Genomic DNA, 23,700 nt, shown 5'->3' on the forward strand with positions numbered 1-23,700 from the left:
TCAAGGCACCCTCGCCCGGAATGGTTACCATGTTTTGGTTACTGGCGGTCCTCGCCTACCTGCTCGGCTCACTGTCCTTCGCCATCCTGATCAGCCGCATAACCGGTCGCCCGGACCCGCGCGCCAGTGGCTCGGGCAACGCCGGCGCCACCAACATGCTGCGCCTGGCCGGCAAGAAACTCGCGGTGCTGACCCTGATTGGCGACGTCTGCAAAGGCATGATTCCGGTGCTGATTGCCAGAGGGTTGGACCTGGACCCGCGGCTGCAAGCCTGGATCGGACTGTGCGCCGTACTGGGGCATCTGTTCCCGTTGTACTTCCGTTTTCGTGGCGGCAAGGGCGTGGCCACTGCCGCCGGCATGTTGCTGGCGTTGTATCCGCCAGCCGCCCTGCTCGCCATCGGCGCCTGGCTGCTGACGTTCTACCTGACCCGCACCAGTTCACTGGCCTCGTTGATTGCCACGCCGCTGACGCTGCCGCTGCTTGCATGGCAGGAGCCCCACGCCTTGCTGCCGATGAGCGTGTTAACGCTACTCATCGTCTGGCGCCATCGGGGCAATCTACGCGACCTGTTTGCCGGGCGCGAACGGCATTTCTGAAGCGACACACTGTCACGACCCTATCCAGCCGCTTGCACCACCGTGCCATCAAAGACCTGGCAACTGCTCCATCGGCCAGCGCGCTTGAACCGTAATGCTCAGACTTTCCCTCTGCCCTGCCTGCAAACGCTGGCAGCCGGCAAAGGCGATCATCGCGCCGTTGTCGGTGCAGAACTCAGGCCTGGCGTAATAGACATTCCCACCCAGGCCATCGAGCATCTGCTCCAGCGACAGGCGCAACGCCTTGTTCGCGCTCACGCCGCCGGCGATGACCAGACGCTTGAGTCCGGTCTGCTTCAGCGCGCGTTTGCACTTGATAGTCAAAGTGTCCACCACCGCCTGCTGGAAGGCCAGCGAGATGTCGCAACGGGTTTGCTCGCTGTCGTCCCCGGCGCTCTGGCACTGCTGCCAGGTGTTCAGGGAGAAGGTTTTCAAGCCGCTGAAGCTGAAATCCAGCCCGGGGCGGTCCGTCATCGGACGCGGGAAAACAAAACGCCCGGCCACACCGGATTGCGCCAGACGTGAAATCTCCGGACCGCCGGGGTAATTCAGGCCCATCATCTTCGCGGTTTTGTCGAAGGCTTCGCCGGCGGCGTCGTCCAGGGTTTCGCCAAGCAGCTCGTAAAGACCAATGCCATCGACGCGAACCAGCTGCGTATGGCCGCCTGAAACCAACAAAGCGACGAACGGAAACTCAGGAGGATTTCCCTCCAGCATCGGTGCCAGCAAATGCCCTTCCATGTGGTGGACGCCCAGTGCCGGGATGTCCCACGCAAACGCCAGAGCCTGTGCGCATGAGGCCCCCACCAGCAGAGCCCCTACCAGCCCCGGGCCTGCGGTATAAGCGATGGCATCGATCTCGGTCACGTCGCAGTCGGCCTCGGCCAACACCTGACGAATCAAGGGCAGCATGCGTTTTACGTGGTCACGGGAGGCGAGCTCCGGGACCACGCCGCCATAGACGCGGTGCAGGTCGATCTGGCTGAATAATGCATCGGCAAGCAGCCCGCGTTCGCTGTCGTACAGCGCGACACCGGTCTCATCGCAGGAAGTTTCCATTCCCAGTACTAGCATGGGGTACGCCTTGTTGGGGCTGAATTCGAAGGCGCGCATAATAGTCGCCGCTCATGCCTGCGACCAGTGCTTTTCGATCAGAGGCTTTGCATTCCGCGAAGCAAGGGGTTAACATCCGCAACCCTTAAAAACCGACGTACTTAGTGCAAGCGTTGCAGTAAGCGTTGACCCCGGTAATGAATGAAGGTAGCTCTGGATGCCAGCCGTCAAAGTTAAAGAGAACGAACCCTTCGACGTAGCTCTGCGTCGTTTCAAGCGCTCCTGCGAAAAAGCCGGTGTTCTGGCTGAAGTTCGTAGCCGCGAATTTTACGAGAAGCCGACTTCTGAGCGTAAGCGTAAAGCAGCAGCTGCTGTTAAGCGTCACGCCAAGAAAGTACAGCGCGAACAGCGCCGCGCCGTTCGTCTGTATTAATACAGACGTCTGACGCAAGCTTCTGCCTTGCCCGGCCTTCAAAGCCGGGCTGTCGGCAGTTGCAGTTTTAGCCTCAAGCAACACCGATCAAGCAACACAAGACAGAGGCTGTTGACGCCGCAGATGCGACCGAGACACACCCCGTCGATTTCCTCCAGCCTGATTCAGGCCGCGTTGGCCCGTCTACACTGACCAAGCAACCGTCGTTACGGTTTGGATTCGCCACGATATTCCTGGCGGGGCGCCTGATGATGAGAACGCCATGGCCGGACTGATTCCCCAAGGTTTTATTGACGACCTCCTGAACCGCACCGACATCGTCGATGTTGTCAGCTCACGCGTTCAATTAAAAAAGACCGGCAAGAACTTCAGCGCCTGTTGTCCTTTCCATAAAGAGAAGACACCGTCGTTCAGCGTCAGCCCGGACAAACAGTTCTATTACTGCTTCGGCTGCGGTGCGGGTGGCAATGCCCTCGGCTTCATCATGGACCACGACAACCTGGATTTCCCTCAGGCTGTCGAAGACCTGGCCAAAGCGGCCGGGATGGAAGTCCCTCGCGAACAAGGTGTAAAAGGGCAAAAGCCCCGGCAGCCTACCGATTCGCCGCTCTACCCTCTATTAACAGCCGCCGCCGATTTTTACCGGGCTGCGCTGAAGAGCCATCCAACGCGAAGATCTGCGGTGGAATACCTGAAAGGCCGCGGCCTGTCAGGCGAGATTGCCCGCGACTTCGGACTGGGCTTCGCCCCTCCTGGCTGGGACAACCTCTACAAACACCTTAGCAGCGATACCCTTCAACAGAAGGCGATGATCGATGCCGGCCTGCTGATCGAAAACGCCGAAACCGGCAAACGCTACGACCGTTTTCGCGACCGGGTGATGTTCCCCATTCGCGACAGTCGGGGCCGTGTGATCGCATTTGGCGGGCGGGTACTGGGCGACGACAAGCCCAAATACCTGAACTCTCCTGAAACCCCGGTGTTTCATAAGGGTCAGGAGTTGTACGGTTTATTCGAAGCTCGCAAATTTAACCGTAACCTGGACGAGATTATCGTCGTCGAAGGCTACATGGACGTTATTGCACTGGCCCAACAAGGTCTGCGCAACGCCGTTGCGACGCTGGGTACGGCGACCAGTGAAGAGCATTTGAAGCGGCTTTTTCGTGTGGTACCGAACGTGCTGTTCTGCTTCGACGGTGATCAGGCTGGCCGAAACGCCGCCTGGCGCGCACTGGAAGCGACGATTCCCGGTCTACAGGACGGCCGGCGCGCGAGGTTTCTGTTTCTCCCCGAGGGGGAGGATCCCGACACCCTTGTACGCGCCGAAGGCACTGACGCGTTCAAGGCGAGAATCAACCAGCACGCTCAACCGCTGGCTGACTATTTTTTCGAGCAGCTGACCAAGGAGGCCGATCCGCGCTCCCTGGAAGGCAAGGCGCACATGGTGACACTGGCCGCGCCGCTGATCGAAAAAGTGCCGGGCGCCAATTTGCGCGAGCTGATGCGTCGACGCCTCAAAGAAATTACCGGGCTGGACACCGCTGCGGTCAACCAGTTGATGCAGTCCGCCCCGGCGGAAGCTCAGCCCAGCTACGATCCCGGCTTCGATTACGAGGCCGTGCCGGATTACGGCGATTACCAGCAGCATGATTACCAGGCGCAACAGGAATGGACACCGAATGCGCCGGGCGGTCAGCAGAAGAAATGGGACAAGAAGCCGTGGGACAAAGGCAAGAAATGGGACAAGAACGGCAAGCGTCCTGATTTCGAACCTCGCGGACCACGCACACCGGCGACGGTTGAGCCGCCGGCGCTGACAGCACTCAGAACGTTGCTGCATCACCCTGAACTGTCAGCACAGGTAGCAAACGCCAGTACGTTCGCCGATGAAGAGAACGTGTATTCGCAGCTCCTGGTGGCGCTGATTGACGCCACACAGAAAAACCCGAAGCTGCGAACGATGCAATTGATTGCCCGCTGGCATGGCACCGATCAAGGACGATTATTGCGTCAACTGGCAGAAAAGGAATGGCTGATCTCGGCCGATAACCTTGAACAACAGTTTTTCGACACTATAACTAGCTTGTCTGCCCGCCAACGCGAGCGACATCTGGAGCAATTGATCAGGAAGGAACGGCAGTCAGGCCTGAGCGCAGAAGAAAAAGTTCAGCTGCTCAACCTGTTAAATCGCAAAGTTCCTGCACAAACCCCGACCTCAACTGGCGTGTGAGGTCATAGCTCGGGTATAATCCCCGGCTTGTTTTTTGCCCGCCAAGACCTTCAGTGGATAGGGTGTTATGTCCGGAAAAGCGCAACAGCAGTCTCGTATCAAAGAGTTGATCACCCTGGGTCGTGAGCAGAAGTATCTGACTTACGCAGAGGTCAACGACCACCTGCCTGAGGATATTTCAGATCCAGAGCAGGTGGAAGACATCATCCGCATGATCAACGACATGGGGATCCCCGTACACGAGAGTGCTCCGGATGCGGACGCCCTTATGTTGGCCGACGCCGACACCGACGAGGCAGCCGCTGAAGAAGCCGCTGCTGCGTTGGCTGCGGTTGAGACCGACATCGGTCGCACGACTGACCCAGTGCGCATGTATATGCGTGAAATGGGTACCGTCGAGCTTCTGACACGTGAAGGCGAAATCGAAATCGCCAAGCGTATCGAAGAAGGCATCCGTGAAGTGATGGGCGCAATTGCGCACTTCCCTGGCACTGTCGATCACATTCTCTCCGAGTACACCCGCGTCACCACCGAAGGCGGTCGCCTGTCCGACGTCCTCAGCGGCTATATCGACCCGGACGACGGCATCGCGCCGCCAGCCGAAGTCCCGCCGCCAGTCGATCCGAAGGCCGAGAAGGTCGAAGGTGCTGACGACGAAGAGGAAGACGCGTCCGACGATGAAGAGGACGAGGTCGAGAGCGGCCCGGACCCAGTCATCGCCGCCCAGCGCTTCGGTGCGGTTTCAGACCAGATGGCCATTGCCGTCAAGGCGCTGAAAAAGCACGGCCGCGGCAGCAAGCAGGCCAACGCTGAACTGCTGGCTCTGGCCGAGCTGTTCATGCCGATCAAGCTGGTTCCAAAACAGTTTGAAGGCCTGGTTGAGCGAGTTCGCGGTGCCCTCGAGCGTCTGCGTGCACAAGAGCGCGCCATCATGCAGCTGTGTGTTCGTGATGCACGCATGCCGCGCGCCGACTTCCTGCGCCAGTTCCCGGGCAATGAAGTTGACCAGAGCTGGACCGATGGGCTGGCCAAAGGCAAAAGCAAATACGCTGAAGCCATTGGTCGTCTTCAAGCCGACATCCAGCGTTGCCAGCAGAAGCTGACCGCGCTGGAAGAAGAAACCGGCCTGACCATCCTGGAAATCAAGGACATCAACCGTCGGATGTCGATCGGTGAGGCCAAGGCCCGCCGCGCGAAGAAAGAAATGGTTGAAGCCAACCTGCGTCTGGTGATCTCGATCGCCAAGAAGTACACCAACCGTGGCCTGCAATTCCTCGATCTGATCCAGGAAGGCAACATCGGTCTGATGAAGGCGGTCGACAAGTTCGAATACCGTCGTGGTTACAAGTTCTCGACGTACGCCACCTGGTGGATTCGTCAAGCGATCACGCGCTCGATCGCTGACCAGGCACGCACCATTCGTATCCCGGTGCACATGATCGAGACGATCAACAAGCTCAACCGTATTTCCCGCCAGATGTTGCAGGAAATGGGTCGCGAACCCACGCCGGAAGAGCTGGGCGAACGCATGGAAATGCCTGAGGACAAGATCCGCAAGGTATTGAAGATCGCTAAAGAGCCGATCTCCATGGAAACCCCGATCGGCGATGACGAAGATTCGCACCTGGGTGACTTCATCGAAGACTCGACCATGCAGTCGCCAATCGATGTCGCCACCGTAGAGAGCTTGAAAGAAGCGACGCGCGAAGTGCTGTCGGGTCTCACCGCCCGTGAAGCCAAGGTTCTGCGTATGCGTTTCGGTATCGACATGAACACCGACCACACCCTTGAGGAAGTCGGCAAGCAGTTCGATGTTACCCGTGAACGTATCCGTCAGATCGAAGCCAAGGCGTTGCGCAAGCTGCGTCACCCGACGCGTAGCGAACACCTGCGTTCGTTCCTCGACGAGTAAGCGAAGCGTCATACCAAAACCCCCGGCATTGCTGGGGGTTTTGCGTTTTAAGGAATAAATTTCCGGCAGAGTGCCACTGTTGTCCAGCCCGACTACACTCGGTTGATTCTCATCCATGAATCACCGAGGCTGCCATGATCTGGATGCCGGCCATTGCTCTCTTATGCGTGCTCGCTCCCGCTGCTGTCACTGCCCAAGCATCGATTTACGACGGGGAAAACGGGCAAACGATGCAGCAAGAGTGGCTACCCGGCGAGGATATAGAGTCCGGAGATGCAGCCGGGATAAGCCGCCATCTTCCCACGGAGTTGAGCAGCGACCGATTCGTCGGTGTCGATCAAAGTCGCCAACCCGGACAGTTCAGCGGACTGGATGATCTTCCCTCCGCATCACAGGCGGACACCCACTCCAGTGAGCGCAGCAAGCTCTGGCACGAATTTCTGCTCATCGGACTTCCAGGATTATTGTTCCTGACGACGGTGCTGGCCATCGTAGTGCGCATCAACCGTCGTCTCAGTTCGGAAATCTCACGCCGAATTTCCCTGGAGCAGGAGCTGCGCAGCAGCGAATACCATTATCGCGGGATGATCGAGAGCCTTTCGGCCATCGCATGGGAAGCCAATACCCAAGACTATTCCTACAACTACGTCTCGCCCCACGCGCAGGAATTGTTGGGGTATCCGCTGCACCAGTGGCGAAGACCCGGATTCTGGCGAAGCATCGTCCACCCGGAGGACGTCGACGACGCACAGGCCTACTGCGACCGCGAGGTAGCGAAAGGCAATGATCACAGCCTCGATTATCGAGTCCTGAGCGCCGACGGCAGGGTGGTCTGGATTCGAGACATCGTGAGCATGATCGGCTATGGCCGAGAGCCCGTGATGCGCGGACTGATGATCGACATCAGCGAAGCCAAGCAAACCGAGGAGGCGCTGCGTCTTTCAGAAGGGAAATTCGCCTCGGTGTTCGCGCAGTGCCCCGACATGCTGGTGATTGCACGCCTTTCTGACGGCTGCTTTTTGGAGGCCAATCCGGCATTCGCGGAGCAGATCGGCGTCAGTCCGGCCGACGTTGTCGGACGCGTGCCTTCCGAGCTGGATATATGGGGCATTCCCGACATCGGGCACAGCCTGCTGCAACGCCTTCAAAGGGGCAGCATTCGCAATCTGGAAATGCCATTTCGACGCAGTGATGGCCGCCTGTTCACCGGGCTTCTGTCAGCCGAGCCATTTGATCTGGACTCCACTGCCGCAGTGGTTCTAGTGGTGAGGGACATCACGCCGCTCAAGGAGGCCCAGCAACAACTGCAAATGTCCGAAGAGAAATTTGCCAAAGCATTCCACTCCTCTCCCGACGGCCTGCTGATTACGCGGCAGAACGACGGCCTGCTGGTGGAGGTGAACGACGGTTTCAGCCGCATTACCGGTTATCACAGCTCGCTGTCGCTGGACCGCACAACCCTTGACCTGAACATCTGGGTAGACCTGAACGAGCGACAGCAACTGCTTGAGCAATTGAGGCGTGATGGGTTCGTGAAGGACTTCACCAGCCACATTCGTCGCAGGGATGGTCAGATCCGCCTGTGCGAGATTTCCGCGCGACCACTGCCGATTGCCGGTGAGGACTGCATGCTGACCATCGCGCGCGACATCACCGACCGCCACCAGATGCAGGAAAAGCTGCAACTGGCCGCGACGGTGTTCGAGAGCACTGCGGAAGGCGTATTAATTACTGACACCCGGCAGCGGATCAACGCAGTCAACCGGGCCTTCAGCGAGATCACCGGCTATAGCGAACAGGAAGCGCTCGGCGACACGCCGCGATTGCTGGCGTCCGGACTCCACGACAGCGCGTTCTACGCCGCCATGTGGTACCAACTGACTGCAGAGGGCCATTGGCAGGGCGAAATCAGCAACCGGCGCAAAAATGGTGAGATCTATCCGAGCTGGCTGACCATCAGCGCTGTGCGCAATCGCGATAAGTTCATCACTCACTTCGTCGCGGTGTTCGCTGATATCTCCAGCCTGAAGCAGGCTCAGGCCCGGCTGGATTATCAGGCGCACCACGATCCCTTGACCGGCCTGCCGAACCGGACGCTGTTCGAAAGCCGGCTGCACGCCGCGCTAGCTCACTCAAGAGCGGCTCACAGCCTTGGCGCGGTGTTGTTTCTGGATCTGGACCGCTTCAAGCACATCAACGACAGCCTCGGCCACCCGGTCGGCGATCTGTTGCTGAAAAGCATTGCGGTGCGCCTGAAGGAGAATCTGCGCGACATCGACACCGTCGCGCGACTCGGCGGCGATGAATTCATCATCCTGCTGCCTGGCCTGCAGAACCCCGGTGACGCCGAAGCCGTCGCAACCAAGCTGCTCAACAGCTTTTCGGCGCCGTTCCAGGCGGGCGAACACGAATTCTTCATGAGCACCAGCATCGGCAGCGCATTGTTTCCCTCCGACGGCGCCGATGTGGCCACGCTGATCAAGAATGCTGACGCAGCGATGTATCGCTCGAAGGCCAAGGGGCGCAACCGTGTCGAGCATTACACGCGCGATCTGACCGCTCAGGCCAGCGAGCGGATTGCCCTGGAGCACGAACTGCGGCGCGCCATCGAGCGTAACGAGTTCACCCTGTCCTACCAGCCCAAGATCAGTTTGCTGACACAACGGCTGGTTGGCGCCGAAGCGCTGATACGCTGGTTCCACCCCACTTTCGGCGACGTCCCACCCGAGCGATTCATTCCGCTGGCAGAAGAAAACGGCATGATCCTGCAGATCGGCGAATGGGTGCTCGATACGGCCTGCCAGCAATTGCACGAGTGGAACCAGCGCTACGACGTGTTTGGCCCCCTGTCAGTTAACCTTGCCGGCGCGCAGCTGCGTCAGCCCAACTTGGTCAACAGGATCGAGCGTCTGCTGCTCCAGCACCGGTTACAGCCAGGCTGTTTGCAGCTGGAGATCACTGAGAGCTTCATCATGTCGCAGACCGAAGAAGCGCTTTCAGTGCTGCATCGCCTGAAGAAACTCGGCGTGCAGCTGGCGATCGACGACTTCGGCACCGGCTACTCATCGCTCAGTTACCTCAAGCGACTGCCGCTGGACATCCTCAAGATCGACCAATCGTTTGTGCGCGGTTTGCCTGACGACCCCCACGATGCGGCCATCGTCCGCGCCATCATCGCGCTGGGACGCAGCATGCAACTGACCGTCATCGCTGAAGGCGTGGAAACCCTTGAACAGCAGCAATTCCTGGCAGACGAAGGCTGTGAACAAATCCAGGGCTACCTCGTCAGCCTGCCGTTGCGCGCAGAGGAATTCTGCGCGACGTTTCTTCGCACAACCGTTTCGGACTTTTCGGATAGCACAGCGCGCAAACCGTCGTTATAATCCGCGGCCTACTGAGGGCCTATAGCTCAGTTGGTTAGAGCAGGGGACTCATAATCCCTTGGTCCACGGTTCGAGTCCGTGTGGGCCCACCAAATAGAAAGCCGCGCATTGCGCGGCTTTTGTGTTTTCGAAAGTCTGGAATCGCAGAACGTCATTCTTCGCGCGAAACTTCCTCCGAATTCTCGGCCCGTTACGGCCTTCCGGCCGGCAGTCACCTTCATACCAACCGTCGCCTAGCTGCTTAATCGAAATGCCGAGCTACTGCGAACTTAAGTCAAAAAGCTGCGGGAAAGTGGCCATTTCCCCCGTGGCCGAATCAACCACCAGTCCCTTGATACGGTCAACACGAAAGGTTCGTGGCTCGCCCCGAACGTGGCAGTAACCGTTGAAGTAAATGCGCCTCGAGTCTCCCTTGGAAACCACCTTCCGCACCGTAACTTCACGATCCGATTCGCCTGTATCGAAGCTGCGGTAAGCAAATCTGATACGCCGCTGCCCTTGCCAGAGCACCAGCCCCCCTTCCACGAAGCCATCAGCCGACTTCGAAGATCTTTGGCGCGAGGGCCGGGAAGCGCGGATGTCCGACTTGGTTTCTCGGACTGCTCGATGGTAGGCAATCGTCTCGATGCACCATCCAGATAAGGCAAATGTCGCAAGCACAAGCGCTGCAACCAAGGCTCCTCCGGACCAATCGAAATACCACAAAATCAGCAGATCAATAACTGCTACGCCACCCATGAGGGTCTTGAGTGATTCAGGTTTTTTGCTCATGAACGTTCCTTGTAAAGGTGCCCACTAGGGCTGATTTCCCCGCACTCCATTGCAGGACTATTGTGATGATTGGTAGAGCCAAGTTGCTAAGGCGCTACCTCTGCTCGTTTTAGTTGCCTAGACCTGCGCCCAAATCGCTAGCTGAGGCTCCTGTCTGGACGACTTTTCCCCAGTATCGTCAGAGGTACAGTACCGGCTTTTTCGTACTAAGGCGGCACACCGACCGTAAACCCAATCCCCTCAATCAATCACCACATGCGGCAAAAACCGGCTGCTGTCCTTGGTGATCAAACTGTCGTCTTCACGAATCCCGATCCCTGAAGCAGTATCCCCCACCACCCACGATCCGATCAGCGTGTAGCTATCTCCGAAGCGAGGCAACGGCGCGAAGGCTTGCAGGATGTAGGGTGCATCGTTGTACGGGCCATCTTCGAAGATGACCTGATCGCTCGGGGTGCGGATTTCGATGTTGGCGCCTTCGCGGGAAAAGTACGGCTTGCGCACCCAGCCCTTTGGCACCGCAGATTGCGGGTGCTTATCCACAAAGGACGGCAGCAGATTGGGGTGCCCTTCGTTGAATTCCCACAGCAACGGCAGGATGCCTTTGTTCGAAATGATCGCCTTCCAGGCCGGTTCGATGAACTGCGTGTCGCACTGCGGGATCGCCTGGCCGTGGGGCTCATGGAAGACATGCTCCCAGGCATGCAGCTTGAAGATGCGCTCGATCCAGCGGCCTTGGAGATCGACGAATCTGCCGTGGGCATTCAGGCCGATGTCTTCAATGTCGATGTGGCGGGTTTCGATGCCGACATGCTCAGCCATTTTGCGCAGGAATTCAGTCGTTCCTCGGTCTTCTATCGAACCTGACATGCACGAGAAGTAGAAGGGCCCGCCCTCTCTGATCGCCGCAAACGCCCGAACCAGGTCTTCCGCCATCGAATTGAACTGCGAAGCATGGGCCGGCAATACGCCGCGCTGGATCTGCTCCTCAAGCCAGATGAGCTGAAACGCGCCCGCTTCATACGCCGACGTAGGCGTGTCCATGTTGGCTTCCAGCAGCTTGGCCGGGTTTATGCCGTCATAGCTGAAGTCAAAGCGGCCATACAGGTGCGGGTGCCCTTCCTTCCACGATGTGCGGACCAGATCGAAGAACGCCGGCGGAATGGCCAGCCGGGTCAGCAGTTCTTCACTCTCGACGACCTTTTCCACGACGTCCAGGCACATGGCATGAAGCTCCTGGGTTGGCGCTTCGATGTCGCGTGTGATCTGCGCTTCGGTGAACTGGTAGTAGGCCCGTTCGTCCCAGTAGCGCTCGCCGTCGATGGTGTGAAAGTTGAAACCCTCACGCTCGGCCGTCTGGCGCCAGTCAGGACGTTCCTGAATGCTGATCCTTTTCATGGGAAACGTCCCTGTTATCCGCCGAAGCTTGAACCGCTGCTTTTGCCACCCCAACCGCTGCGAGCGGTGGCCTGGCTGCCGAAACCGCCACGGGAAACAGACGACGAGACGGAGGAGTTACGGCCAAGGGTGCTTTTGCTGTAAGTGCCGGTCGAGCTGCTTCGAGCTTGGGTAGAGTTGCCGAAGGTTTTGCCCCGCTCGATCTGGCGCGACAGCGTGGAATACCCATATCCACCCCGCGAGTCCCGCTCCTGGTAGATGGGTTGAGCATAGTAACGACCGCCACCGCCGGTGAATCCGTTGACCATGTTGCTGACGAGCATGCCCATCAGGAAGCCGTTCACCCCGGAACCGAAGCCACCACCACCGCCACCGGACTGGTTAGCCTGTGCCTTCGCTGCGTCGACCTGGGACTTGGGAAGCTCACCGGAAACTTCCAGCTGGAAACCGCCGAGCTTGGGCGTGAACTTGCCATCGGCGTTCTGCTGGCAGTAGTCAGGGACAAAATCCGCTTCGCAAGCCGTCTTGTCGTCGTAGGTTGGGGCAATGCGGCGGTGTTCCGCCAGCGCGCTCATATAAGCGTCCGAGCAGATGTCGACCGGGACTTTCTGGTCAACGCAGGACTGAACCGACGGGTAGGTCTGCTGCGCGGAAACTTCAACGGTATCGGATTTGCTGCACGCGCTGATCGCCAGCGGCAGGGTGCTGGCCAGGACCAGCTTGAGGGAACTACGTCTCATCGATAACTCCTTTCGATAACGGGCGATCAGGTCGACGGCGTCATGCAGGCCGAGTTGAGAAAACCGACACTGATCGAGACGCTGGCGGCGTAGATGGCCGCGGCAAGCTCGCCTCGGGTGATGCGTGCTGAAAGATCCTTGAGCACCATGCTGGTGGCGGTGAAGGCCAGCAGCTGTACGACTGCCGCAATCACTGCCCAGATCACCACATCAAGTACGCTGATGCTGTAGGTGATCACGTTGCTGGCAGGCAGGGCGAAACCGATCAGCGCACCGCCAAGAGCGACGGCGGCGGCGACATTGCCCTCACGGATCTGGGCGAATTCCTTGTGCGGCGTCAGACGCGTGTAGGCCATCTGAAACAACGAGAACAATCCGCCGGCCACAATGATGTAGACCACAAAACTCAGCAACGACTGGAAGCTGACAGACATACGAAGCGCTTCAAGCATTTTTTACTTCCTTTTAAATGACGGTGAAATCAGTGGACTGCAGGGTCACGCCGACCGACGTGGTAAAGGAAACAACCCCCTCCTCGTCTTCCTCGACAGACAGCAGCAGAAACTCGCGGCGGTCTACCAATCCGGTGTCCCGCGCGTACAACATACTCAAGTGCTTGATGCGGTAGGCACCGTCGGGGCTGACGACGTGCTCGTCCATGGGCGTGAGTTCGGTCTGGCCTTGTTCCGTGCCCCACTGACGACCGTATTCCCACCCGTCATGTTCGAACACCGGCAGACCGACTTTGGACGAAGGCCCCACCAGACGCTTGAGCTCCGCCTCGCTGTTGATCGTGACGACGCTGCTGTAACCGAACAGGATGATGTCCTGAACGTCTTCAGCGGCAGGCCCGTTCATCATGACCTGCAGCCAGTAATCTTCGTCCTCGAAGTAGAAGCGCACCAGACGTACCGATTGCCCCAAGTCGACCTGCCCCACTGACCAGACCACTTCTTCGTTGGGGACCACCAGCTCCGAATGGCCGTCGAGCATCAGCTTGAGCGAGTCGTCGAGGTCGAGCATACGACCGGTCGCCAGCCCGAACGGATTAGCCAGGGCCGCATTGGCAACGGAGTTAGAGCCGGCCGGCGGAATGGGCGACTCCAGGCCTAAAGCGCGTTTGATCCAGCTCATGTTTCATCTCCTTGAATTCGCGCCGAGGCGATCTGAAAAGTTCTGCCACTCACTGCGCCGGACCTCGCTCGACAAGCCGCCGCGAGTGCATCAGCAAGGCCGTCACAATACCGGCAAGCGCGCCGCATAGGTGTGACTCAATCGATACGCCGGGCACCGGAATGAAGCCGAATATTAATCCGCTGTAGCCCAGCAGGGTCACCAGCGCAATCGCGAAACTCGCCAGGCTGCGCTGATACCATGCGCGCGCCAGCAAATACGCCCATAAGCCAAAGATCAGACCGCTGGCGCCTACATGGATAACCGGCCGGCCAATCACCCAGACCATCAGCCCGCCCAGCACAACGATGAGCAGCACCACGCGGACGTAACGTCGAAGCCCCTCGGTCGTCACCAGCCAGCTCAGCACCACAAAAGGCAGCAGATTGCTCAGCAGGTGACGGACCGAACCATGCAGAAACGGGGAGAAAACGATGCCTTGAAGTCCGGACAACGTTCTAGGCACCAGGCCGTGGTACAGCAGGCTGTTGGCGGTCAGGGAGTTAACCACCTGCACAGCGATCATCAAAGCGGCAAGGCAGAGTATCGTCCGTAGTCCGTTTCCGATATTCATCTGCGCACCGGTAAGCCGAAAAAATGAAACCGAAAAAAAGGCAGACGGGAAATCCGGCTGCCTCTTTTTAATGGTGCTTACTGCCCAGCGTTACCGCTCTGGTTTTGCGCTTTCAATCGGGCCAGAACGTCAGCCGCACCGCCGGTTTTTGCGCCGATCCCGGCATCCTGAAGACGACGCTCCAGATCACCGCCATTGGCAGCCTCGGTCAGTTCATCGGCCGCTTCAAGCCTGGCGTCCTGTTCATCCTGACGCTGCTTGATACGTGCCAGCGAACCTACTGCGGTTTCGAGTCGGCCGTTGGCACCGCCCGTTGCAGCCGCCGCGTTGATCTGCGCCTTTTGCACGCTGTCGCGGGCCTTCGCCATATCGGTCTGCTGACGCAGGCCTTTGATCTGGCTCTCGGCCTTAATGACCTGTGCGGTCAGTTTCGCCACATGGACGCCAAACTGATCGGCCGCCAGCTTCTCCTGGTCGCGCAGAGCCGTCAGCTCGGCCACTTTCTCGGCACACTCGAGGGCAAGGGCTTCTTCGCCTTTGTTCATCGCCGCGAGCGCTTTCTGCTCCCAGTTGGCGATGTTTTTGTCGTGCTCTTCGACGCGTTGCAGCGAGAGCTTGTGCTTGGCTTTGATTTGAATCAGTTGGTTGCGCGCCGCGAGCATGGAGGCGTCGGCGTCACGGATTTCCTGGTCGAGGATTCGCAGTGCCTGGGCATCGACGATGGCTTCACCCACCTCGGAAGCCCCACCACGCAGCGCTGTGACCATTTTTTTCCAAAGGCTCATTGATGTGTCTCCCGATTACTGTGGATCAACTTTAAGAAAATCTTCGTAGGCGTCGGCCGCATGAATCACGTTTTCTGCCAGCGTGAGCACCTCGTGGACGATGACCGTCAACGAAGAGGCGGCGCTCAGTGCGCCAAACATGTTGTAGAAGGTTTCGCCGTTTGGCAGGGTCTCGATGCCGATCGATGACAACGGGAAGAGCTCCCGGCTGCGCAGCACGGCGTCGTTGAAAGCGTCCCGGTCTTTGACCTCGGAGACGTACACCAGCACGGAATCAACCAGGATCTGGTCGCCTGCGATGGCGATGATGATTGGCAAGCCGCCGAACTGGTTCATCACCAGGCTCAGACTTGGCTCGGCGCCTTGAATGAGGGTCAGCTCGATATCTTTATCTTTAACCACGTCCAGTTCGGCGAATGCCGAGTGAAGTGTGTTGATCGTCCAATTGGTGTTCTCAGTCATGAATCCCTCCAGTTTGATCCGGTTACCCAAATAGGGCTGGCGCAGCACTTTCTCGATGTCTCTCAGGACTTCCGCGTTTTCGGGAAGCACGTAGAGCTCTCTTTTCACGTAGCCGGCAGCCGTCAGCCGAGCGCGCATTTCGCGCATATAGTCGGTTGAAGTTTTCCGAGCCATTGAAGTTTTTCCTGAACATCACATGTGATAGCAACGCACCCTACGCGCAACCATCCTGATACGCAACATCTCACATGTGATGATTTTGTGAATGAGGCGACGCCGATGGTGACGCGCCGCATTTGAGAGGCTTCGGATATATTCATCTTCCCCATGGTCTGTAACCCCATGAACTCAGCCTCCCTCCCCTCATGGCTTCGCCGCGTACTGCGTCCGCTGCTGGACCCATACCGCCGCTATCGCCATGCCCGCTACATTCACGCCGGCCGAATCGTGGTCGGACTGCTGGTGTCGATTCTTCTGACGACAGGGTTTCATCTGCCCCACGGAGAGTGGGCGTCAGTGACGATGCTGATCGTGATCGGCGGGTTGCAGCACCACGGCAACATCGGCAAGAAGTCGGTGGAGCGGGCTTACGGGACGCTGATTGGTGCGGCGCTGGGCCTGGCGGTGGTTGCGCAGGAAAGCTATCTGGGTATGCCGTTGCTGACGTACGTGGTCATGTCACTGATCTGCGGCTTCTTTGCGTATCACGCCATCGGCAAGGGGGGTTACACGGCGCTGTTGTCGGCGATCACGCTGTTTATCGTGGCGGGCCACGGTGACAACCCGATCACGGACGGGTTGTGGCGGACGGTGGACATCCTTATCGGCATCGCCCTCGCCCTGGCGTTTTCGTTCGCGCTGCCGCTGTACGCCGTGTATTCGTGGCGCTACAACCTGGCGAAGGGTCTGCGAGACTGTGCCCTGGCTTACGACCGAATAGCCAGCGGGCAGTCCATGACCGCAGATGAGCATGTGAAGCTGACCGCGCGAATGGGCGCAACGCTGTTGCAGCTGCGTTCGCTGATGCCGTCGGTGTCCAAGGAAGTGAAGATATCCATCGTTGAGCTGGACGCCATTCAGAGCCATTTCCGCATGTGCCTGAGCATCCTTGAGATTCTGTCGAACCTGCGTCCGGCAGATGCTGGCAGTACAGGGGTGACGGCGGAGCAACGGCGGATTCGGCGCATGTTGATCGGTATGGCCCGTGCGCTGCAGACCGGTGCGACCGAGCGTTTGGAGCGGTCGACCGAGAGCTTGACCGTCGGGCCCGACGCTCCAACCGCGTCGACCGAGGTGCTGGGTTACCAGTTGATGACCCGCCAATTCACCCAGAATCTGGAAAGCCTGCAACAGCGTCTGGCGAAAACAGCGCCAGCGTGGAAAATCTGAACCACGCCAGCACGGTGATCAAAAACCGGCAGAGGATCAATAAACCGGCGGAACGACCATCTCGCGGGGCACGGGTGCGCGCAGGTAATTGGCGTTGTACTCGCGCTCCGGCAGCACCACTTGCGGTGTCTCGGTATCGCCACGCGGGATCTGCTCCAGCAAGTGATGAATACAGTTCAGGCGCGCTCGCTTCTTGTCGTCGGCCTCGACGATCCACCAGGGCGCGACGTCCGTGTGGGAACGGGTGAGCATTTCCTCTTTTGCGTTTGTGTAGTCCTCCCAGCGGCGACGAGACTCAAGGTCCATCGGCGAGAGCTTCCACTGTTTCAGCGGGTCATGAATGCGCATCAGAAAGCGCCGGTATTGCTCGTCGTCGGTGATGGAGAACCAGTACTTGATCAGGATAATGCCCGAGCGCACCAGCATCTTTTCGAACTCGGGGACGGTGCGGAAAAACTCTTCGTACTCTTCGTCATTGCAGAAGCCCATGACCCGCTCGACCCCGGCCCGGTTGTACCAACTGCGGTCGAACAGCACCATTTCGCCAGCGGCAGGCAGGTGCGCGACGTAACGCTGGAAGTACCACTGCGTGCGCTCGCGTTCACTCGGCGCGGTCAGTGCAGCCACGCGACAAACCCGCGGGTTGAGACGCTGGGTGATGCGCTTGATCGCACCGCCCTTGCCTGCCGCATCCCGGCCTTCGAACAGTACGACGACCTTGAGCTTCTGGCTCACCACCCAGTCCTGCAGTTTCACCAGCTCGCCTTGCAGGCGCAGCAGCTCACGGAAATACAGGCGGCGATCAATCCCTTTGGGCACCTCCTCACCCAAGTCAGCCAACAAGCCATCCAGGCGCGCGTCGTCGTACTCCATTTCCAGTTCTTCGTCGAAGCTGTCGAGGATATCGGCCTGGATGTAGCGGGCGGTTTCAGAGAAATCCAGAGTCATGACGAGGCTCCCGGCGTGGATTCAAAGGGATGGGGAGAGAATTTAGGCATGCCGGGGGTGACAGAAGAATGACAAAAGCCTTACAGCGCAGAAAAGTCCAACATAACCGGCGCAAGCTCTCTCAAGCCCATCTCTGCTGGGCAAACAACGAAATGACCTCGACTGCCACCGTACCCTGCCGTTCGAATATCACCCGCACCCCTACGGAATCTCCTAACATGCCCCGCTTGCCGAAGGAGATTCGCCCTTGCCTGACACCCGCCCCCCAGCCCTCGATGACATCGATCGCAAACTGATCGCCGCGCTGCAAATCAATGCCCGGGAACCGGTCGCCAATCTGGCTCGGCAATTGGGCATCGCGCGCACGACCGTGACCTCGCGACTGGCGCGCCTGGAGAAAGCCAAAGTCATCACCGGCTACGGCGTGCGTCTGGGTCAGCGTCTGGTGGATGGCGGGTTGCAGGCTTATGTCGGGATCACCGTGCAGCCTCGCTCGGGCAAGGAAGTGTTGCGGCGACTGAGTGCGATGGCGCAGGTGCAACAACTTTGCGCTGTAAGCGGTGAGTTCGATTACGTCGCGTGGCTGCGTACCGACTCGCCGGAGCAACTGGATCAGATGCTTGATCTGATCGGCAGTGTCGATGGCGTCGAGAAGACCACCACATCGATCATCCTCAGCAGCAAGATCGACCGCGGGCAGCCGTCCTGAATGGGCCAATTCTGACAATATGACGAACCACCCCGTCACTTTGCCTGCCTTCTCGACACAACGACGACACTCTGCGTCTTATTAACGTCTCAACTGTTATCTAGACTTGTCCCCTTTCGCGCCCCAGTCGAACAAGGTCAGTCATGAAGAACAATCGCCACCCCGCCGACGGAAAAAAACCGATCACGATTTTCGGCCCGGACTTCCCGTTCGCCTTCGATGACTGGATTGAGCACCCGGCAGGCCTGGGCAGCATTCCGACGGAAAACCTTGGCAAAGAGGTGGCGATCGTCGGCGCAGGCATCGCGGGCCTGGTGGCGGCTTATGAGCTGATGAAGCTGGGCCTCAAACCTGTCGTTTATGAAGCCTCCAAAATGGGCGGCCGTCTGCGTTCGCAGCAGTTTGAAGGTGCTGAAGGCATCATTGCCGAGCTGGGCGGCATGCGCTTCCCGGTGTCCTCCACCGCTTTTTATCACTACGTCGACAAGCTCGGCCTGGAGTCCAAACCTTTCCCCAACCCGCTGACGGCGGCGTCCGGCAGCACGGTAATCGACCTGGAAGGGAGCACTCACTACGCACAAAAACTGTCGGACTTGCCCGCGCTGTTTCAGGAAGTCGCCGACGCCTGGGCCGATGCGCTGGAGGACGGCTCGCAGTTCGCCGACATTCAGCAAGCCATCCGCGACCGTGATGTGCCTCGGCTCAAGGAGCTGTGGGACAAGCTGGTGCCGTTGTGGGACGACCGCACGTTCTATGATTTTGTCGCCACGTCCAAAGCCTTCGCCAAACTGTCGTTTTATCACCGCGAAGTGTTTGGTCAGGTCGGTTTCGGCACCGGTGGCTGGGACTCGGACTTCCCGAACTCGATGCTGGAGATCTTCCGCGTGGTCATGACCAACTGCGACGATCACCAGCACCTGATCGTTGGCGGCGTCGCGCAAGTGCCTATCGGCATCTGGCGCCACGCCCCCGAACGTTGCGCCCATTGGCCAGAAGGCACCAGTCTGTCGACGCTGCACCGGGGCGCCCCGCGCACCGGGGTCAAGGGCATCAGCCGGGCCGCCAACGGCCAGTTCGCAGTCACCGACAATCTGGGTGACGTTCGCCATTACGATGCGGTTCTGGCCACGTGCCAGACTTGGTTGCTGACCACCCAGATCGAGTGCGAAGAATCGCTGTTCTCGCAGAAGATGTGGATGGCGCTGGACCGCACGCGCTACATGCAGGCGTCGAAAACCTTCGTCATGGTCGACCGGCCGTTCTGGAAGGACAAAGACCCGGAGACCGGCCGCGACCTGATGAGCATGACCCTGACCGATCGCCTGACCCGTGGCACTTACCTGTTCGACAACGGCACCTATTCCAACGGCGTGGAGAAGCCGGGAGTGATTTGCCTGTCGTACTCGTGGATGAGCGACGCGCTGAAAATGCTGCCGCATCCCGTGGAAAAGCGCGTCAGCCTGGCGCTAGGGGCGCTGAAAAAGATCTACCCGAAGGTCGATATCGCCGCGCGCGTCATCGGAGACCCGATCACCGTGTCGTGGGAATCGGACCCACACTTCCTCGGCGCTTTCAAAGGCGCGCTGCCGGGCCACTACCGCTATAACCAGCGGATGTACGCACACTTCATGCAGAAGGAAATGCCTGACGAGCAACGGGGTATTTTCATCGCAGGTGACGATGTGTCCTGGACACCCGCGTGGGTCGAAGGCGCAGTGCAGACCTCGCTGAACGCGGTGTGGGGCATCATGACCCACTTCGGCGGCAAGACTCACGCCGAGAACCCGGGCCCGGGTGACGTGTTTCACGAAATCGGCCCGATCGTTTTGCCGGAATAAGGAAGCTTCAAATGCGCGTCGCTCTCTACCAATGCCCGCCGCTGCCCCTGGATGTCAGCGCCAATCTTATGCGCCTGGAAGCTCAGGCAATCGAGGCATCGGCGCAGGGCGCGGCGCTGCTGGTCTTCCCGGAGATGTTTCTCAGCGGCTACAACATCGGTGCCAAGGCCGCACGGGAGTTGGCGCAAGCGAGCGACGGCCCGGCTGCGCTGAAGATTGCCGAGATCGCTCAGGCCACGGGCGTCGCGATTCTGTACGGATACCCGGAGTTAAGCGGCGACGGTCAGGTTTACAACGCCGTGCAGTTGATCGACGCGCAAGGTGTTCGGCTCTGCAATTACCGTAAGACCCATCTGTATGGCGAGCTGGACAACGCGATGTTCAGCGCAGGCGATGAGCACTTTCCGGTAGTGGAATTCGGCGGCTGGAAACTTGGCTTTTTGATCTGCTACGACGTCGAGTTTCCCGAGAACACTCGGCGTCTGGCCTTGGCCGGCGCAGACCTGATTCTCGTACCGACTGCCAACATGGCGCCCTACGATTTCGTCGCGGAAGTCACCGTGCGGGCCCGCGCCTTCGAGAACCAGTGCTACCTGGTTTATGCCAATTACTGCGGCAGTGAGGGCGAGATCCATTACTGCGGTTTGAGCAGCATCTGCGCGCCAGACGGTCGGCAAATCGGTCTTGCCGGTCAGGATGAGGCGCTGGTGATGGCGGACCTGGACCGTGAATCGATGAGCGAGTCGCAGGCGATCAATACGTATTTCAAGGATCGCCGGCCGGGGTTTTATTCGGGGCTGGGCAAACCCTAGGGTCATCATCCTGCGTCGCCACTGCGCACGTCCCACACTTGCACACCCGTTATCCGCTAGCATGGCCGCTCACTCATCAAACCTAACAAGCGCCATGCCCAACCCCATCAGCCAGCGATCCCTGACCCTGCCCAACGGCCTGAACGTGGTGCTTGTTTCGGCCCCACGATTGAAGCGTTGCGCGGCGGCATTGCGGGTGGCGGCAGGCAGTCATGATGTCTCGGCCCGCTGGCCGGGGCTCGCGCATTTTCTCGAGCACCTGTTCTTTCTCGGCACCGAGCGCTTTGCAGCCGACGAAAAGCTGATGGCATTCGTGCAGCGCCACGGCGGGCAAGTAAACGCCAGCACCCGCGCGCGCACCAGTGACTTTTTCTTCGAACTGCCGCGCGCCTTGTTCCCGGACGGTCTTGAGCGACTGTGCGAAATGCTCGCCCATCCGCGCATGACGATTCCCGATCAGTTGCGGGAGCGAGAGGTGTTGCACGCGGAATTCATCGCCTGGTCGCGGGACGACGCCTCTCGTAATCTGCTGAAACGTCTGCAGCCCTTGTCGGGCTTGCATCCCCTACGCGGGTTTCATGCAGGGAATCGCTTCAGTCTTCCGGTTCCGCGTCAGGCATTTCAGGATGCGCTGCAGGATTTCTATCGACGGTTTTATCAGGCCGGGCAGATGACGTTGAGCCTCGCGGGGCCTCTGCCGCTGGATGAACTGGAGGGGCTGGCAGCGCACTCTGGCGCGTTTTTCGCTAAAGGCAGCCGTGTCGAACAGCAGCGACCGCCTGCGCTGCTCACTGATGCACCGAAGCCAGTCGGGGTACCTGATCAACGACGGATGCATCTGACTTTCGCATGCGAAAGTTTACCGCCAGGGCAGGAACAGGCCGCAGCCTTTCTCTGCACCTGGATGAATGACGCGCAAGCGGGCGGGCTGATGGCGGAGCTGCGTGACCGAGGCTTGATTGACTCGCTGAAGGCCGAGGTCATGTATGAGTTTGCCGGCCAGGCAGTCATCGACATTGAGATCGCATTGGCCGCGAAGACACCTGTCGCGTCATCTCATGTATCAGCAATGGTGTTCAGTTGGCTCGCCTTCTTCAAATCCCATTACCGCCCGTTGTTCGACGAATACGCGCGGCTGGAACAGCGGCGTCTTGCCGTCAGCGGTGCACTGTCGTTGGCGCGGTATTTCAGCGCTGAACCTGATATGGCGGGGCTTGCAACAGGTGCGGTCGATGCGCTGCTGAACCAACTAACGCCGTTGACACTGTTGCAGGCAGAAGCCCGGTCCCCGCGGTACGACACCTCAAGCGTCGATTGGCGGCTGCCCGAACCCAATCCTTTTCTAAAGCAGGCAACGCCGGCCACCGCGCCGACCTCGCACCTGCCTGCGCTGACATTCAGCGAGGCGCTGCCAGCAAACGGCGAGGCCGCCTTGTACCTTCGGTGGACGCTCGTCGCTGCGCAACCAATGCTTGCACGGATGCTGGAAGCCAGCCTGAAACCACTGATGGCCCAGGCCAGTCAAGCGGGAGTCTCGTTGGCATTCAGCTCCTACGGCAGGTTCTGGCAGTTGAAAGTTTCCGGTTTGGCGGAGCCGCTGCCCTGCGTGGTGGAACAGGCGCTGGGTCTGATCGTGCAGCCAGGTGCGCAAAACCTGACGCGCTACGGTGCGCCGGCTCATGAACCGGCCGTCATCCCGATACGTCAGCTGCTGAAGACCTTGGCTGATCATTATTTGAACGACTTAGTCACCCAGCAGACTGACGATCTGCCGCGCGTCTGGGCTGAGGCGCTCTGGACGGGGCTTGCCACGGGTTTCCCACCCTCAGCACGAAATGCGTTGAACCACGCCATGCGGCTCATCCCCGGTCTGCCGGAAGGTTCGCCACGCACAACACCTCGAACGACAAGCACACGGTGGGAAATCGAAGCGTCGGAGTCTTCCGAAGTTGCGCTGCTGATGTTCTACCCGACACTCTCCGATTCTCTCCACGACGAAGCGACGTGGCGACTCTTCGCACAGCTGATGCAGGCGCCGTTCTACCAGCGCCTTCGGGTAGAGCTGCAGTTGGGTTACGCCGTTTTCAGTGGTTTCCGACAGATCGCTGGCCAGGGCGGTCTGTTGTTCGGCGTGCAATCGCCCAGCGCGAGCGCGGAGCAACTGGTTGCGCATATCGAGACCTTCATCGAGGGTCTGCCGACATTGATCAACGCCGCAGACTTACCCGCCCAAGTACAAACCCTGCAGGATCAGCTCGAAACGGCTGACATGGAGCACCCGCAAGCGGCCGATCTGCTCTGGCAAGCGCACCTGGCCGGCCACGGCAATGATTACAGCGCCGGCCTGCAACATTCCCTTGCACATCTTCAACGCGCCGAATTGCTCGAAGCCGCTCATCGGCTGGCGCATCCGGACAGCGCCCGGCTCTGCCTGTCCAACCGCTCTAGCCCGTTCCCGCCCGTACCCGCCGTGGGCTGAAAACAGCTGATC

Annotated in this window: 19 protein-coding genes, 1 tRNA gene and 1 pseudogene; 11 read left to right on the forward strand and 10 right to left on the reverse strand. The window is 59.3% G+C overall.

The window, feature by feature from the left end:
* The first annotated feature begins 29 nt into the window (after positions 1-29).
* Positions 30-599 carry a glycerol-3-phosphate 1-O-acyltransferase PlsY gene (gene plsY / locus ACYAR8_RS06190; protein ID WP_074886952.1) on the forward strand — a complete coding sequence of 190 codons (570 nt, stop codon included), beginning with the start codon at positions 30-32 and terminating at the stop codon, positions 597-599.
* Between the two features lie 48 nt (positions 600-647).
* Here the strand turns inward: plsY and tsaD are convergent, their stop codons facing one another.
* Positions 648-1,673: a tRNA (adenosine(37)-N6)-threonylcarbamoyltransferase complex transferase subunit TsaD gene (gene tsaD, locus ACYAR8_RS06195; protein WP_463579377.1), complete on the reverse strand. Its 1,026-nt coding sequence runs from the start codon at positions 1,671-1,673 to the stop codon at positions 648-650.
* A gap of 196 nt (positions 1,674-1,869) precedes the next feature.
* Here tsaD and rpsU point away from each other — a divergent pair, with 196 nt between their 5' ends.
* The 5 genes and pseudogenes from rpsU to ACYAR8_RS06220 all read left to right on the forward strand — a co-directional run bounded on the left by rpsU (position 1,870) and on the right by ACYAR8_RS06220 (position 9,702).
* Positions 1,870-2,085, forward strand: coding sequence for a 30S ribosomal protein S21 (gene rpsU / locus ACYAR8_RS06200; protein WP_002551877.1), 216 nt, complete (start codon positions 1,870-1,872; stop codon positions 2,083-2,085).
* Positions 2,086-2,347: 262 nt separating this feature from the next.
* Positions 2,348-4,315, forward strand: a complete 1,968-nt coding sequence (gene dnaG / locus ACYAR8_RS06205) for a DNA primase (protein ID WP_463579378.1) — start codon at positions 2,348-2,350, stop codon at positions 4,313-4,315.
* Positions 4,316-4,382: 67 nt separating this feature from the next.
* The gene (gene rpoD / locus ACYAR8_RS06210) at positions 4,383-6,227 is read left to right on the forward strand and encodes an RNA polymerase sigma factor RpoD (RefSeq protein WP_074886946.1); all 1,845 of its coding nucleotides are present in this window, start codon (positions 4,383-4,385) and stop codon (positions 6,225-6,227) included.
* A 440-nt stretch (positions 6,228-6,667) separates the two neighbouring features.
* Positions 6,668-9,610: pseudogene (locus ACYAR8_RS06215) on the forward strand (sensor domain-containing protein); the annotation flags it as partial.
* A 15-nt stretch (positions 9,611-9,625) separates the two neighbouring features.
* Positions 9,626-9,702, forward strand: a tRNA-Ile gene (locus ACYAR8_RS06220).
* A gap of 166 nt (positions 9,703-9,868) precedes the next feature.
* Here the strand turns inward: ACYAR8_RS06220 and ACYAR8_RS06225 are convergent.
* From ACYAR8_RS06225 to ACYAR8_RS06260, 8 genes are all read right to left on the reverse strand, one after another.
* The gene (locus tag ACYAR8_RS06225) at positions 9,869-10,381 is read right to left on the reverse strand and encodes a WYL domain-containing protein (RefSeq protein WP_463579379.1); all 513 of its coding nucleotides are present in this window, start codon (positions 10,379-10,381) and stop codon (positions 9,869-9,871) included.
* 240 nt (positions 10,382-10,621) lie between these two features.
* Positions 10,622-11,779: a glutathionylspermidine synthase family protein gene (locus ACYAR8_RS06230; RefSeq protein WP_463579380.1), complete on the reverse strand. Its 1,158-nt coding sequence runs from the start codon at positions 11,777-11,779 to the stop codon at positions 10,622-10,624.
* Positions 11,780-11,793: 14 nt separating this feature from the next.
* A complete protein-coding gene (locus ACYAR8_RS06235; protein ID WP_074886936.1) occupies positions 11,794-12,519 on the reverse strand; it encodes a DUF1190 domain-containing protein in 726 nt (241 codons plus the stop codon).
* Between the two features lie 26 nt (positions 12,520-12,545).
* Positions 12,546-12,971, reverse strand: a complete 426-nt coding sequence (locus ACYAR8_RS06240; RefSeq protein ID WP_074886933.1) for a DUF350 domain-containing protein — start codon at positions 12,969-12,971, stop codon at positions 12,546-12,548.
* A 13-nt stretch (positions 12,972-12,984) separates the two neighbouring features.
* On the reverse strand, positions 12,985-13,653 hold the full coding sequence (locus tag ACYAR8_RS06245) for a DUF2491 family protein (RefSeq protein WP_463579381.1): 669 nt from the start codon (positions 13,651-13,653) through the stop codon (positions 12,985-12,987).
* A gap of 49 nt (positions 13,654-13,702) precedes the next feature.
* Complete coding sequence (locus ACYAR8_RS06250) at positions 13,703-14,266, reverse strand: rhomboid family intramembrane serine protease (RefSeq protein WP_463579382.1); 564 nt, start codon at positions 14,264-14,266, stop codon at positions 13,703-13,705.
* 77 nt (positions 14,267-14,343) lie between these two features.
* Positions 14,344-15,051: a PspA/IM30 family protein gene (locus ACYAR8_RS06255; RefSeq protein WP_074886925.1), complete on the reverse strand. Its 708-nt coding sequence runs from the start codon at positions 15,049-15,051 to the stop codon at positions 14,344-14,346.
* Between the two features lie 15 nt (positions 15,052-15,066).
* The gene (locus ACYAR8_RS06260; protein WP_463579383.1) at positions 15,067-15,687 is read right to left on the reverse strand and encodes a YjfI family protein; all 621 of its coding nucleotides are present in this window, start codon (positions 15,685-15,687) and stop codon (positions 15,067-15,069) included.
* A gap of 168 nt (positions 15,688-15,855) precedes the next feature.
* Between ACYAR8_RS06260 and ACYAR8_RS06265 the strand changes: the two genes are divergently transcribed.
* Positions 15,856-16,902, forward strand: coding sequence for an FUSC family protein (locus tag ACYAR8_RS06265; RefSeq protein ID WP_108121112.1), 1,047 nt, complete (start codon positions 15,856-15,858; stop codon positions 16,900-16,902).
* Between the two features lie 36 nt (positions 16,903-16,938).
* On the opposite strand, the gene ppk2 is transcribed toward ACYAR8_RS06265, so the two are convergent.
* Complete coding sequence (gene ppk2, locus ACYAR8_RS06270; protein WP_074886916.1) at positions 16,939-17,850, reverse strand: polyphosphate kinase 2; 912 nt, start codon at positions 17,848-17,850, stop codon at positions 16,939-16,941.
* 247 nt (positions 17,851-18,097) lie between these two features.
* On the opposite strand from ppk2, the gene ACYAR8_RS06275 reads away from it, so the two are divergent.
* From ACYAR8_RS06275 to pqqF, 4 genes are all read left to right on the forward strand, one after another.
* Positions 18,098-18,559 carry an Lrp/AsnC family transcriptional regulator gene (locus ACYAR8_RS06275; protein WP_074886913.1) on the forward strand — a complete coding sequence of 154 codons (462 nt, stop codon included), beginning with the start codon at positions 18,098-18,100 and terminating at the stop codon, positions 18,557-18,559.
* Between the two features lie 143 nt (positions 18,560-18,702).
* Entirely contained in the window at positions 18,703-20,397 is a 1,695-nt protein-coding gene (locus ACYAR8_RS06280) for a flavin monoamine oxidase family protein (protein ID WP_463579384.1), read from the forward strand.
* Between the two features lie 11 nt (positions 20,398-20,408).
* Positions 20,409-21,209 carry a carbon-nitrogen hydrolase family protein gene (locus ACYAR8_RS06285; RefSeq protein WP_463579385.1) on the forward strand — a complete coding sequence of 267 codons (801 nt, stop codon included), beginning with the start codon at positions 20,409-20,411 and terminating at the stop codon, positions 21,207-21,209.
* A gap of 94 nt (positions 21,210-21,303) precedes the next feature.
* Positions 21,304-23,688, forward strand: a complete 2,385-nt coding sequence (gene pqqF, locus ACYAR8_RS06290) for a pyrroloquinoline quinone biosynthesis protein PqqF (protein ID WP_463579386.1) — start codon at positions 21,304-21,306, stop codon at positions 23,686-23,688.
* Positions 23,689-23,700: the final 12 nt, after the last annotated feature.

Source organism: Pseudomonas sp. HP_01, assembly GCF_055284355.1.